The 12,324-nt window shown below is 70.1% G+C and carries 12 protein-coding genes; 6 read left to right on the top strand and 6 right to left on the bottom strand.

All coding sequences use genetic code 11. The features are described 5' to 3' along the window. Positions 1-21: 21 nt before the first annotated feature. Both CP970_RS42540 and CP970_RS42535 read left to right on the top strand, forming a co-directional pair. Positions 22-549 (top strand): hypothetical protein, encoded by a 528-nt coding sequence (locus CP970_RS42540; RefSeq protein ID WP_224059038.1) that lies wholly within the window; start codon positions 22-24, stop codon positions 547-549. Positions 550-588: 39 nt separating this feature from the next. Next, complete coding sequence (locus tag CP970_RS42535; RefSeq protein ID WP_055553246.1) at positions 589-942, top strand: hypothetical protein; 354 nt, start codon at positions 589-591, stop codon at positions 940-942. Between the two features lie 15 nt (positions 943-957). Here the strand turns inward: CP970_RS42535 and CP970_RS42530 are convergent, their stop codons facing one another. Then, entirely contained in the window at positions 958-2,370 is a 1,413-nt protein-coding gene (locus tag CP970_RS42530; protein ID WP_055553281.1) for an aminopeptidase P family protein, read from the bottom strand. Positions 2,371-2,502: 132 nt separating this feature from the next. Here CP970_RS42530 and CP970_RS42525 point away from each other — a divergent pair, with 132 nt between their 5' ends. From CP970_RS42525 to CP970_RS42510, 4 genes are all read left to right on the top strand, one after another. Further along, complete coding sequence (locus CP970_RS42525; protein WP_191095025.1) at positions 2,503-3,486, top strand: helix-turn-helix domain-containing protein; 984 nt, start codon at positions 2,503-2,505, stop codon at positions 3,484-3,486. A 25-nt stretch (positions 3,487-3,511) separates the two neighbouring features. Then, entirely contained in the window at positions 3,512-4,693 is a 1,182-nt protein-coding gene (locus CP970_RS42520; RefSeq protein WP_055553241.1) for a MalY/PatB family protein, read from the top strand. A 144-nt stretch (positions 4,694-4,837) separates the two neighbouring features. After that, on the top strand, positions 4,838-5,575 hold the full coding sequence (locus tag CP970_RS42515; RefSeq protein ID WP_055553240.1) for a DJ-1/PfpI family protein: 738 nt from the start codon (positions 4,838-4,840) through the stop codon (positions 5,573-5,575). Positions 5,576-5,588: 13 nt separating this feature from the next. Then, positions 5,589-5,879, top strand: coding sequence for a hypothetical protein (locus CP970_RS42510; protein WP_055553237.1), 291 nt, complete (start codon positions 5,589-5,591; stop codon positions 5,877-5,879). A 37-nt stretch (positions 5,880-5,916) separates the two neighbouring features. Here CP970_RS42510 and CP970_RS42505 read toward each other — a convergent pair whose 3' ends face one another. From CP970_RS42505 to CP970_RS42485, 5 genes are all read right to left on the bottom strand, one after another. Then, the gene (locus tag CP970_RS42505; RefSeq protein WP_055553235.1) at positions 5,917-6,930 is read right to left on the bottom strand and encodes a LacI family DNA-binding transcriptional regulator; all 1,014 of its coding nucleotides are present in this window, start codon (positions 6,928-6,930) and stop codon (positions 5,917-5,919) included. Between the two features lie 114 nt (positions 6,931-7,044). Beyond that, positions 7,045-8,649, bottom strand: a complete 1,605-nt coding sequence (locus CP970_RS42500) for a glycoside hydrolase family 13 protein (RefSeq protein WP_055553232.1) — start codon at positions 8,647-8,649, stop codon at positions 7,045-7,047. A 71-nt stretch (positions 8,650-8,720) separates the two neighbouring features. After that, on the bottom strand, positions 8,721-9,608 hold the full coding sequence (locus CP970_RS42495; RefSeq protein WP_055553230.1) for a carbohydrate ABC transporter permease: 888 nt from the start codon (positions 9,606-9,608) through the stop codon (positions 8,721-8,723). A gap of 49 nt (positions 9,609-9,657) precedes the next feature. Beyond that, positions 9,658-10,605, bottom strand: a complete 948-nt coding sequence (locus tag CP970_RS42490) for a carbohydrate ABC transporter permease (RefSeq protein ID WP_055553228.1) — start codon at positions 10,603-10,605, stop codon at positions 9,658-9,660. Between the two features lie 4 nt (positions 10,606-10,609). Then, positions 10,610-11,944: an ABC transporter substrate-binding protein gene (locus CP970_RS42485; RefSeq protein WP_055553226.1), complete on the bottom strand. Its 1,335-nt coding sequence runs from the start codon at positions 11,942-11,944 to the stop codon at positions 10,610-10,612. Positions 11,945-12,324 lie beyond the last annotated feature (380 nt).

Genomic DNA, 12,324 nt, shown 5'->3' with positions numbered 1-12,324 from the left:
GGCAGGGGGAGAAGAATCCACATGATGTCGACTCAGCAGCGCCCCATGATCCGCCGTGCCTCGCTGGTGGGCGTGGCCGCGCTCACCGCGGGCGCCCTGTTCGCCGGTGCCGCCCCGGCGCTCGCCTCGCACGCCGCGGAGACCCGCGCGGCCTCCGGCTCCGCCACGGAGGAGATGCCCGAGCTGAGTGCCGAGCAGCTCCGCTTCATCGAGGACGGCATGGGTCCCGAGGCGATGGCCGAGCTGAACAGAGCCATCAGCCAGGGCGGCGACGACGGCGAGATCCGCCCGCGCGCCTTCCCCATAGCCGCCGTGGCCATCGGCGCCGCCGCCTGGTGTGCCAAGGGCGCCGTCGCGAGCATCCCCACCTCGGTGCTCAGCGATGTCGCCGACGGCAAGTTCTCCGGCAAGGGCACCTACGTCAAGAACGCCATCATCGGCTGCCTCGGCGGCGAGATCGGCGGCGTGGTCTGGAAGTTCCTGCCCGGCTGGGTCAAGAACAAGGCCGTGTCCATGGTGGCCGCCTTCATCATCAAGTACATCCGCTAGCCACTCGCTCGTCCGCTACGCACCGGGATCCACACACTCATGGCGTACCTCTTCATCCTCTGCTGCTTCGTCCTCCTCGCGGTGGTCACCCTGCTGGCCGCCCGCGTCGGCCACCGCGGGAAGGTCTGCGACCGCAGCGTCGGCTACGAGGTGCCGGATGAGGTCAAGCGCGATCCCGCGCTGCGCGCGAAGGCCAACAGCCTCGTCGCGCACTGGTGCACGGGGGCGGCGATCCTCAGCCTCGCCCCGCTGATCCCCGTCGGCAACGTGCTGTTCGCCGACGGGGACCGCTCCATCGGGACATGGGGGCTGCTGGCCTTCGCGGCGTACGGCCTGGTCGTCGTGGTCGTCGCGGGCTACCCGTTCGAGAAGATCAAGCACCTGGCCAGCTGAGCGGGGCGGTGGACCTCAGCCCGCGAAGCGGGCCATCCACGCCTCGACCTCGTCCGCCGACCGCGGCAGGCCCGCGGACAGGTTCTCGTGCCCTTGCGCGGTCACGAGCAGATCGTCCTCGATGCGTACGCCGATGCCCCGCCACTCCTCGGGCACGGTGAGGTCGTCCGCCTGGAAGTACAGGCCGGGCTCGACGGTGAGCACCATGCCCGGTTCGAGCACACCGCCCACGTACTCCTCGTTCCTGGCCTGCGCGCAGTCGTGGACGTCGAGGCCGAGCATGTGGCCTGTTCCGGCCATGGTGAAGCGGCGCTGCAGGCCGAGTTCGTACGCCCGCTCGGCCGGTCCCTCGATGAAGCCCCACTCGACGAGGCGGGCCGCCAGGTGGCGCTGGCACGCCTCGTGGAAGTCGCGGTAGGCGGCGCCCGGCTTCACGGTGGCCATGCCTGCTTCCTGGGCCTCGTACACCGCGTCGTACGCCTTGCGCTGCACGGGCGTGAAGGTCCCGCTGATCGGCAGCGTGCGCGTGACGTCGGCGGTGTAGAGGGTGTGGGTCTCCACGCCAGCGTCGAGCAGGAGCAGGTCACCGGGGCGCACCGGGCCGTCGTTGTCCGTCCAGTGCATGATCGTGGCGTGCTCGCCCGCGGCGCAGATCGAGCCGTAGCCGACGGCGTTGCCCTCCAGGCGGGCGCGGCGGAAGAACGTGCCCTCGATCCACCGCTCGGACGAGGCGATCGCCCGCGAGAGCTCGCCGATCACGTCGGTGAAGCCGCGCACGGTGGAGTCCACGGCCTTGCGCAGCTCCCCTATCTCCCACTCGTCCTTGACCAGACGGAGATCGCTGAGGGCCTCTTCGAGTTCCTCGTCGCGCTCCTCGTCGGTGGTGACGGCGGCCTCTAGGGCCGGGTCGATGCCCCGGACGATGCGGGTGGGCGCGCCGCCGCCCGCCGCGAGGTCGTCGGCCGCCGTGCGGACGTCACGGCAGGCGAGGCCGAGGACGAGCTGCGACTCGGCGAGCGAGCGGCGCCTGCCCATCCAGAGCTCGGCGGTGGGTCCTGTCCAGAACTCGTCGTCGTCCCTGCTGTCGCGCGGCAGCTGATAGCAGTACGCGTCGTGGCCGCCGTCCGCACGGGGTTCGAGGACGAGCGCGCCGTCGCGGGCCTGGTCCCCGGTCATGTGCACGTATCCCGAGTACGCGCGGAACGGGTAGGTGTCGTCGTTCGAGCGGACCTTGAGGTTCCCCGAGGGGATCACGAGACGTTCGCCGGGGAAGCGCGCGGAGAGCGCGGCGCGGCGGCGGGCCGCGTGCGGGGCCTGCTCGCCGAGGCGCAGGTCGTGCCGCTCGGTGTCCGCCCAGCCGGTCCGCATCAGCGCGGACAGTTCGTCGGAGATCCCTGCGTAGAGACCGTTCTTCCGGCCTTTCGCCACGTCGTACACCTTCCTCTGGTGGATGTTTCCTGTTTCCGGACGGTAGCGCGTGCCGCGCACCGCGGGTGCCGACCAGTGCCAGTGGCACGGATCGGCCAGCGCCGTCTCCCCCGGTCGCCGATAATGCGGATCATGACCAACGAGAAGCTCGCCGACGCCCTGCGGCGTCTGGGGCTCGAACCCGCGGCGGCCCGGGTCTATCTGGCGCTCCTCGAACTGGCCCCCGCTCCGCTCGGCTCGATGGCCCGGGCGTCCGGTCTCGACGGCGCGGAGCTCGTCACGGCGTACGGCGCGCTCGTCGACGCCGGTCTGGCCAGTGCCGCGGAGGAGGGCGGGGACGTGGTGGCCCCGGTACCGCCCACCGCGGGACTTGAGATCCTCGCCCGGCACCGGGCGGCCGAGGTCGAGGAGTCGCGCATCGCCGTCGGCGGCGCGTTCGAGTCGTTCCGGCGCCAGCGGCTCGCCGCCTACAACGACGATCTCGTCGAGGTCGTCACCGGCGAGGCCATCGGCCCCCGGATCCGGCATGCCTGGGCGAGCGCCCGCGAGCAGATCCGGCAGCTGGAGTCGCCGCCGTACTTTCCGCTGGCCGGTGCCACCGACGACGCGCTCGCCACCCTCGCGCGCGGGGTGACGCAGCGGGTCGTGTACTCGCGGGAGGCGCTGGAGCATCCCGGCCATCTCACGGAGGTCATCGAGCCGTGCGTCAACGCCGGTGAGCAGGTCAGGGTGGCCGCCTCCGTGCCGGTCAAGCTCGTGATCATCGACGAGGCGTACGCGCTCGTGTCCTTGTCGATCAGGGAGGCCGACGTGCACAACACCATGCTGGTCGTGCAGCCGTGCGGCCTGCTCTCCGCGCTCATCGCCCTCTTCGAACAGTCCTGGCAGAGCGCCCTGCCCTTCCACGGGGGCACCGCGCGCCCCGGTGGGCTGCCGCCCGCCGACCGGCGACTGCTCTGGCTGCTCGCGGGCGGCGCGAACGACGACGTCGTCGCCCGCGAACTGGGCATCAGCCGCCGCACGCTCTTCCGCCGTCTGCAGATCCTGATGGCCAGGCTCGGCGCCGCGAACCGGTTCCAGCTGGCGCTGCAGGCGCAGCGCTCCGGGTGGCTCTGAGCGGCGCGCTGCCTACGATCGGTCCATGGCTCATGCGTCGAACGACCTCGTCGTGTCCCTGGCCGCCAATCCGCTGCGGCAGCTGTCCCTGGAGCAGTTGCGCGAGCGCACGAGCATGAAGTGGCGCACCTACCCGGCCGATGTGCTGCCGCTCTGGGTGGCCGAGATGGACGTCCCGCTCGCCGATCCGGTGGCGCGCGCGGTGCACGCGGCGGTGGACCGCGGCGACACCGGCTATCCGGCGGGCACCGCCTACGCGGAGGCGTTCGCGGACTTCGCGGCGCGCCGCTGGGGCTGGGACGGCCTCGCCGTCGAACGCTCCGCGATCGTCCCCGACGTGATGCTGGGCATCGTCGAGATGCTCAAGCTGGTCTCCGGACCCGGCGACCCCGTCGTCATCAACTGCCCCGTCTATCCGCCCTTCTACCAGTTCGTACGCAGCGATCGGCGACCGGTCGTCGAGGCGCCGCTCAGCACGGCGGGCCGGATCGACTTCGCGGCCCTGGCGGCCGCCTACCAGGACGCGGCGGGCCGGGGCGGGCTCCCCGTCCACCTCCTGTGCAGCCCGCACAACCCGACCGGCACGGTGCACACGGCCGACGAGCTGTCCGAGGTGGCCCGTCTCGCGCGCCGGTACGGCGTACGTGTCGTGGTGGACGAGATCCACGCCCCGATCGTGGCCGACGGCACCCGGTTCGTGCCCTACCTGAGCGTGCCGGGCGGCGCGAACGGTCTGTCGCTGATGTCCGCGTCCAAGGCGTGGAACCTGGCGGGGCTCAAGGCCGCCATCGCCGTCGCGGGACCCGCTGCCGCCGACGATCTGGCCCGGCTTCCCGAAGAGGTCAGCCACGGGCCGAGCCACCTGGGCATCGTCGCGCACACGGCGGCGCTGCGGGACGGCGGCGCCTGGCTCGACGCCCTGCTGACCGGCCTCGACGAGAACCGCCGCCTGCTCGCCGGACTGCTCCACGACCACCTGCCGTCCGTCCGCTACCGCCCCGGCGCGGCCACCTACCTCGGCTGGCTCGACTGCCGTGAACTCGGCCTGGGCGACGATCCGGCGGCCGCGTTCTTGAAGCACGGCCGGATCGCCCTGAGCCACGGCGCGGACTTCGGCCCCGGCGGGGAGGGCTTCGTCCGCCTTAACCTCGGCACGTCTCCGGAGATCCTGACGGAGGCGGTGCGAAGGATGGCTTCGGCCGTGTGAGGATCCTGCCGCGTACCCCTCGGATCCTGCCGTATCGCGATCCGTCTGCTTCCCTCGGGAACCGGGCCCCTTCCGGAGCCGACCAACTCCGCGTGAGGCCGCAGAGGTTCGGCGGCACGGAATCGGTGGACGGAGTCGTACGGCATGGCAGGAATGAAGCGGCGGAGCGCGTTGATGTCGGCGGCGGGCCTGGGGGCGTCGGCCGTCTCCTGGAGTGCGACGGCGCGCACCGCGTCAGCGGCCGCACCGGACCGGGGGAAGGCCCGGCGGCCGCTGCGCGTGCACATCGTCGCGTTCGACGGCGCGGAGGAGCTGGATGTCTTCGGCCCGCTGGAGGTCTTCGGAGCGGCGGCCTCGATGGGACATCCGGTCGAGCCGCTGCTCGTCACGAGCGGCCGCCCCGGCAGGTTCACGGCGAGCTTCGGCACGGACGTCGCCGTACCCGGCGCCTGGGACCCCTCGGCGGCGGACGTGATCGTCGTCCCGGGCGGCGGCTTCCGCGACAAGGCGTCGCCCGGAGTCTGGTCCGAGATCAAGAAGGGCGTTCTGACACGCGAGTTGCGCCGCGCGGAACGCCCCTCCCTCACCCTGCTGGGCGTCTGCACCGGGGTGATCGTCCTGCACGCGGCCGGACTGATCGGCGACCGCCCCTGCACCACGCACCACCGCGCCCAGGACTACCTCAAGGACCAGGGAGCGGACGTCCGCACCACCCGCGTGGTCGACGACGGCAACCTGGTCTGCGCGGGCGGCGTGAGCTCCGGCATGGACGGCTCCCTGTGGCTCCTGGAACGGGAGCTCGGCTCTCAAGTGGCTTCCAGCGTAGAGGCGTTGATGGAGTACGAGCGCAGGGGGACGGTGTTGCGGACGGCGGCCGGGTAGGCTGGATGCTCTGATGCCGACTGAGCGGTCGTACCCGCGCGTGACGAAGAACTGGCGCAACGCGCCGGTCGACTCCCCGGATGGCGAGTGGGTCTCCCAACCGGAGGCCGCGAAGCTCCTCGGGGTCTCCACGGGTCGGGTGGTCTGGCGGCTCATGAGCGAGAACCTGGTGCCCGCGCACGACAACAAGGGTCGCGCAGGTGTGACCCGGGAGAGCATCGAGCGGGATCTGGAGTGGCTCGCCCACGCCTCCCTGCGCGCCAAGGCGTGGCGCTGTCTCAAAGGGCTGGTCCGCTGGCTCTGACGCGTCAGCCCGATGTTCGGGATGCCGCGCGCCGCTGTCAGCGAGCCGACGGTTGCGCCGTCGAGCCCCGTACGACGAGCTCCGGCTCGAACAGCAGCTCGCCCGGGTTGTTCTGGGCGCCGCCCTGGATCTGGGCGCAGAGCAGATCGACCGCCGCGCGCCCCATCGCCTCGATGGGCTGTCGCACCGTCGACAGGGGCGGCTCGGTGCAGGTCATGAAGGACGAGTCGTCGTAGCCGATGACCGACACGTCGGCGGGGACGGAGAGTCCTCGTCGGCGTGCCGCCCTGATCGCGCCGAGCGCCAGCGGGTCGCTCCCGCACACGATGCCGGTGACGCCCCGCTCCAGGAGGCGTCCGGCCGCGGCCTGGCCGCCCTCCAGCGAGAAGATCGAGCGCTCGACGAGGTCGTCGGTCAGCTTCGCGCCCGCCGCCTCTGCCGCGAGACGCGCGGCCGCCAGCTTGCGGCGCGACGGCTCGTGGTCCGCGGGGCCGATCACCAGACCGATCCGCTGGTGCCCGAGCGAGACGAGATGGCGCCAGGCCTGCTCGACGGCGACGGCGTCGTCGCACGCGACGCAGGGGAAGTCCAGGCCCTCCACCGCCGCGTTGATGAGGACGACCGGGATGTTGCGCTCCGCGAGCAGGTGGTAGTGCTCGTGCGGCGCGTTGGCCTCCGCGAAGAGCCCGCCGGCGAAGACCACTCCGGAGACCTGCTGCTGGAGCAGCAGGTCCACGTAGTCCGCCTCGGCGGCGCCCCCCTTGGTCTGCGTACACAGCACCGGCGTGAGCCCCCGCTGGGCGAGCGCGCCCCCGATGACCTCGGCGAACGCGGGGAAGATCGGGTTCTGCAGTTCAGGGATCACCAGACCGACGAGTCGCGCGCGCTCGCCGCGCAGCTGCGTCGGCCGCTCGTAACCGAGCACGTCCAGCGCCGTCAGTACGGACTGCCGGGTCGCCTCCGAGACGCCGGGTCTCCCGTTGAGGACACGGCTGACCGTCGCCTCGCTGACCCCTACCTTCTTGGCAACCTGTGCAAGTCGTCGCGTCATGCGCGCAAGACTAACGCAAGAAAGCAGGGGATTTACGTCTCGCGCTTGCTCGATATCGTCACTCAACGACGGCTCTGTGACGCCCAGTTGCACAGGTAGCTGTCCGAGCCGGTGTCACGTCCGCAGCCACACCGCCGTATCGTTCGGCAGCCCGCCCTGTTCGTCCAGCGGTCCGCTCGTGAGGATCAGCTCCTCGTACGCGGGGAGTTCGACGGTCCGGCCCGAGAGGTTGACCACGCAGCGCAAGCCCTGGCCGCGCGCGAAGGACAGCACTCCGTCGCGCGAGGGCAGCCACGTCATGGGGCCGTCGCCGAAACCGGCGCCCGAGCGGCGCAGGCGCAGGGCCGTGCGGTAGAGGGTGAGCATCGAGTCCGGGGCGGCGCTCTGGCGGTCCACCGCGTAGAACGCCCAGTCGGCGGGCCCCGGCAGCCAGGGCTCTCCGCGCGAACCGAAGCCGAAGTGGGGCGCGTCGGCGACCCACGGCAGCGGTACCCGGCAGCCGTCGCGGCCGGGATCGGTGCCTCCCGAGCGGAAGTGCATGGGGTCCTGGATGCGGTCCCGCGGGATGTCGGCCTCGGGCAGGCCGAGTTCCTCGCCCTGGTAGAGGTAGACCGAGCCGGGCAGCGCGAGCGTGAGCAGGGCCGCGGCGCGGGCACGCCGGGTGCCGAGGGCCAGGTCGCTGGGGATGCCGAACGCCTTCGTCGCGAAGTCGAAGCCGGTGTCGGCGCGACCGTAGCGCGTCACCGTGCGCGTCACGTCGTGGTTGCACAGGACCCAGGTGGCGGGAGCGTTGACGGGTGCGTGCTCGGCGAGCGTGTCGTCGATGGTGCGGCGCAGCCGGTCGGCGTCCCAGGGGCAGCTGAGGAAGTGGAAGTTGAAGGCGGTGTGCAGCTCGTCGGGGCGCAGGTACCGGGCGAAGCGTTCGGCGTCGGGAAGCCAGACCTCGCCGACGAACACGGCGTCGTACTCATCGGCGATCGCCCGCCAGGAGCGGTAGATGCCGTGGAGTTCGTCCTGGTCGATGTACGGGTGCGGGTCGACCCCCTCGGTGAAGTCGGGCAGCTCCGGGGCCTTGGCGAGCAGCGCGGCGGAGTCGATGCGGACGCCCGCGACCCCGCGTTCGAACCAGAAGCGCAGGACGTCCTCGTGTTCCCTGCGGACCTCGGGGTGCGCCCAGTTGAGGTCGGGCTGTTCCGGAGCGAACAGGTGGAGGTACCACTCGCCGTCGGGAACTCGGGTCCAGGTGCCGCCGGAGAACTGCGAAGGCCAGTCGTTGGGCGGGAGTTCACCGTGCGCGCCGCGGCCGGGGCGGAAGTGGAACAGCGCGCGCTCGGGGCTGCCGGGCCCCGCGCTCAGCGCGGCGCGGAACCAGGCGTGCTGGTGCGACACGTGGTTGGGGACGATGTCGACGATGACCTTGATGCCGAATTCGGCGGCCTCCGAGATGAGTTTCTCGGCCTCGCCGATGGTGCCGAACGCCGGATGGATGGTGCGGTAGTCGGCCACGTCGTAGCCGCCGTCCGCCAGTGGGGAGAGGTACCAGGGGGTGAACCACACGGCGTCGACGCCGAGTTCGGCGAGGTAGGGCAGATTGGCGCGGACGCCCGCCAGGTCGCCCGTGCCGTCGCCGTCGCCGTCCGCGAAGCTTCGGGGGTACACCTGGTAGATGACGGCGTCGCGCCACCAGTCTTCGGCGCGGGACACGGGAACAGCTGCCACGTGAGGGTCCTTTCGGGCAGGTGGGACCCCGCCACCGACCGGTGCGGGGCAGGTCCTGGCGGTCCGTTCGGTCAGCCCTTGAGGCTTCCGGCGGTGAGGCCCGCCATGATGCTGCGCTGGAAGAGGAAGAACACGACGATCATCGGGACGCTCGCGATCACGAGCCCGGCCATGATCTGGTTCTGGGTCACCGCTCCCGCAGTCTGCGAAAGGCCCACGCTGAGCGTCATCTTCTCGCTGTCGGGAAGGACGAGCAGCGGCCAGACGAAGTCCTTGAAGACGAGCACCACGGTGAAGATGGACACCACGCCGAGGATCGGCCGGGAGATCGGCAGGATGATCGACCACAGGACGCGCCAGGGCGGCACGCCGTCGATCTCGGCCGCCTCGAGGAGTTCGTTCGGTATCGAGTCGAAGAACCGCTTGAGCAGGAAGACGTTGAAGCCGTTGGCGGCGACGGGAAACCAGATCGCCCAGGGCGAGTTGAGCAGCTGCCAGCCGAAGATCGGTACATCGGTCACGGTGATGTACGCCGGGATCATCACGACGATCGGCGGGATCATGAGTGTGGCCAGCATGCCCGCGAGGATCACGTTGCCGAACATCGGCCGGAGCTTGGAGAGCGCGTACGCGGCACAGACGTCGACCGCGAGCGCGAAGAGCCAGGCGCCGACGGCGTAGAACAGGGTGTTCCGCAACAGCGTCCCGATGTCGAAGAGTTCCCAGGCGTCGGCGAACACGGAGAAGTCGGGCGACTCGGGGAACAGCGTGGGCGGCATCCGGGCGATCTCCTCGCCCGTCTTCATCGCCCCGGTGACCATCCAGTAGAACGGGAAGACGAACACCAGGGTGAAGACGACCACGACGGCGGTGAGCAGCGCCCAGTAGATCCTTCTGCCCCAGCGGGACCGCAGCTCCAGGGGCGAGACGATGGTCCTGGTGTGACCGGTGTTCAGCATGGGCCTACTTCTCCTCTCGGGTCAGCTCTCTCGGGTCAGCTCTCTCGGATCAGCTCTCTCGGGTCAGCCGCATCTGCACCGCGGCGACCGCCAGCAGGACGAGCATGAGCATCAGGCCGAGCGCGCTGCCCGCCCCGTAATTGCCGCCGTAGACGAAGGCGTACTGGTACATCAGGTAGGCGACGGTGACGGTCGCGTTCTCCGGGCCGCCGCCCGTGAGCATGTAGGGCTCGATGAACACCTGCATGGTGGCGACGATCTGGAGCATCAACATCAGCGTCAGGATCAGCCGCGTCTGCGGAATCGTGACGTGCCAGATCCGCTTGAGGATCCCGGCGCCGTCGAGCTCCGCCGCTTCGTAGAGATCGCCGGAGATGTTCTGCAGCGCCGCCAGGTAGATCAGCACCCCGGCGCCCAGGTTCATCCAGGTGGAGACGATCACCAGGGAGATCAGCGCGGTGCTCGTGGAGTCCAGCCAGGCGAGCGTCGGCAGCCCGACGGCGTCGAGCGCCTGGTTGAAGAGGCCGGGTCCTGGGTCGTAGAACCAGCGGAACAGCAGTACGGAGACGATCGGCGGCAGCATCACGGGCAGATAGACCACGAACCGGAGGTACGCCCGGGCGTGCCGCAGTTCGTTGAGCACGATCGCGACGGCGAAGGGCACCACGTAGCCGCAGAGCAGCGCGAGGAGGGTGAAGACGAACGTGTTCCGCCAAGCCTGACCGAACGCGGGATCGTTCACCACCGTACGGAAGTTGTCGAGGCCCACCCAGGACGGCTCGTCGACGAGGTTGGTCTGCTGGAAGCTGAGGACGACTTCCCTGACCATCGGCCACCACGCGAACAGCGCGAAGCAGAAGAGCGCGCCGCAGAGGAATCCATAAGCGGTCAGGTTCCGTCGCGTTGCCCTGCGCCGCCTCGACGGTGGCCGGCGCTTCGACGGTGTCCGACGCCGCGGCGCGGCCTGCCGCCTCGGCTCCCTGGTGAGTGTCGCCATCGGATCAGCGCCTGGCCAGGATCGAGTTCGCCTTGGACTCGGCGTCCCCCAGCAGCTTGTCGACGTCGGCGTTCTCCCGCGTGAGTACCGCGGACATGGCCACGTCGAGCACCGCGTACAGCTCCTGGGCCTTCTCCGGCTCCAGCTTGGGAGTGATCCCCGGGGCGGCGTCGACGTAGGGCTCGTAGTTCTTGACCGGCAGGACGGCGTTGGCCTCGCGCCCCTCGGCGATGGCCTTGCCGGTCGGCGAGTCGCCCATGTAGTCGTTGTTGGGGACGCCCACGGCCTCGCCGTTGGCCTTGCTGCGGGCGAAGTCGAAGCGCCCCTTGCCGGGCGTGTTGAACTGGAAGTCGATCCACTGCAGGGCGGCCTTGGTCTGGGCCGGACTCGCCTTGGGATTGATCATGTACGCCTCGCCGCCGGCCAGCGACGCCTTGCCGCCGGGCACACCCGTGATGCCGTAGTCCGCGGCCTTGCCCTGGAACTTCTGGGTCACATCGGTGATGACGTCCGGCGCCCCGAGCATCATGCCGGTCCTGCCCGTCGCCATCTGCTGCATCAGCGACTCCCAGCCGATCAGCACCTTGCTGCCGACGCTGTCGTCCTTCCAGCGCATGTCGTGCAGGTTCCGCAGCACGGCCTTGCCCTCGGCACTGTTGAAGGCGGCCTTGCCGTCGGTGACCATCTCTCCGCCGCGGCTGAACAGGGCCTGCGCGAAGTGCCAGCCGCCGGTGTTGCCGCCGCCGTACTCGCCGTACCCGACGTATCCGTCACCCAGCGCGGCGATCTTCTTCGCGGCGGCACGGACCTCGTCCCAGGTCCTGGGCGGCGCGTCGGGGTCGAGTCCGGCCTTGGCGAACAGCGCCCGGTTGTAGACCAGGCCGACGCCGTAGCTGACGTTGGGGACGCCGTAGACCTTGCCGTCCTTGGTGACCATGCCCCTGACGTCCTGCTTGATGTCGCCGAAGTTCTTCACCACGCCGGTCGACGCGGTGATGTCCTTGGCCTGCCTCTTGGCGATGACGTCGGCGTAGTTGGTGACCGGCACCACGAACACCGTCTCCATCTGACCGCCCGCCAGCTTCGCGGCGAACGTCTTCGGGTCGAAGCACGGCTGCTGGTCGGTGCTCTTGACCGAGACGCCCGGGTGGGCCTTCTCGAACGCGGCGACGTCGTCGTCCCACGCCTCGCGCAGCTTCGGCGCGGTCTTCGCGGGCTGGCAGGCCACGGTGATCGAGACACCCCCTCCCCCGCCGGAGCCTGACGAGTCGCCGCCACAGGCCGTGGCGGTGAAGGCGAGACCTGTCGTCAGAAGGATCGCGAGGTGACGAGGCTTCATTACGGCTCCTCTGGAGTGGCGCCCGAGCGCTGCCCTGATGGGTGCCGTCACGATAGGGCGGTCCACAGATGCATGCAAGATTTGAATCCACATACGCAAGATTGCGACTGCCTCTCGTAGTTCAGGTCCACCCATGCAGCGCTGAACGAGGCAGAGTTAGGCCGTTCACGCCACCACTTCACACCCAACTCGACGCGGACATCGCCGATTTCGCCTCACTGTCGCTTAATTGCAATGCATCACCGACACCTTGCGCTCACATGACCGCGGTGCTTCAGTGACGACCCGAAAGCGCAGGCCCCCCATGCCCGCCCCTGGAGAGGAACACCATGAGAGGGAGACACACGAGAGCGAGCCATACGAGACATACGAGAGGGAGA

Source organism: Streptomyces kanamyceticus, assembly GCF_008704495.1.
GTDB classification, from domain to species: Bacteria; Actinomycetota; Actinomycetes; order Streptomycetales; family Streptomycetaceae; genus Streptomyces; species Streptomyces kanamyceticus.
Note: the sequence above shows the minus strand (reverse complement) of the source record. Positions and strands in the feature narration are given on the sequence as shown.

Coding starts and splice junctions, on each gene's coding strand:
- CP970_RS42540 (WP_224059038.1), top strand. CDS start 22: ATGATGTCGACTCAGCAGCGCCCCATGATCCGCCGTGCCTCGCTGGTG.
- CP970_RS42535 (WP_055553246.1), top strand. CDS start 589: ATGGCGTACCTCTTCATCCTCTGCTGCTTCGTCCTCCTCGCGGTGGTC.
- CP970_RS42525 (WP_191095025.1), top strand. CDS start 2,503: ATGACCAACGAGAAGCTCGCCGACGCCCTGCGGCGTCTGGGGCTCGAA.
- CP970_RS42520 (WP_055553241.1), top strand. CDS start 3,512: ATGGCTCATGCGTCGAACGACCTCGTCGTGTCCCTGGCCGCCAATCCG.
- CP970_RS42515 (WP_055553240.1), top strand. CDS start 4,838: ATGGCAGGAATGAAGCGGCGGAGCGCGTTGATGTCGGCGGCGGGCCTG.
- CP970_RS42510 (WP_055553237.1), top strand. CDS start 5,589: ATGCCGACTGAGCGGTCGTACCCGCGCGTGACGAAGAACTGGCGCAAC.
- CP970_RS42505 (WP_055553235.1), bottom strand. CDS start 6,930: ATGACGCGACGACTTGCACAGGTTGCCAAGAAGGTAGGGGTCAGCGAG.
- CP970_RS42495 (WP_055553230.1), bottom strand. CDS start 9,608: ATGCTGAACACCGGTCACACCAGGACCATCGTCTCGCCCCTGGAGCTG.
- CP970_RS42490 (WP_055553228.1), bottom strand. CDS start 10,605: ATGGCGACACTCACCAGGGAGCCGAGGCGGCAGGCCGCGCCGCGGCGT.
- CP970_RS42485 (WP_055553226.1), bottom strand. CDS start 11,944: ATGAAGCCTCGTCACCTCGCGATCCTTCTGACGACAGGTCTCGCCTTC.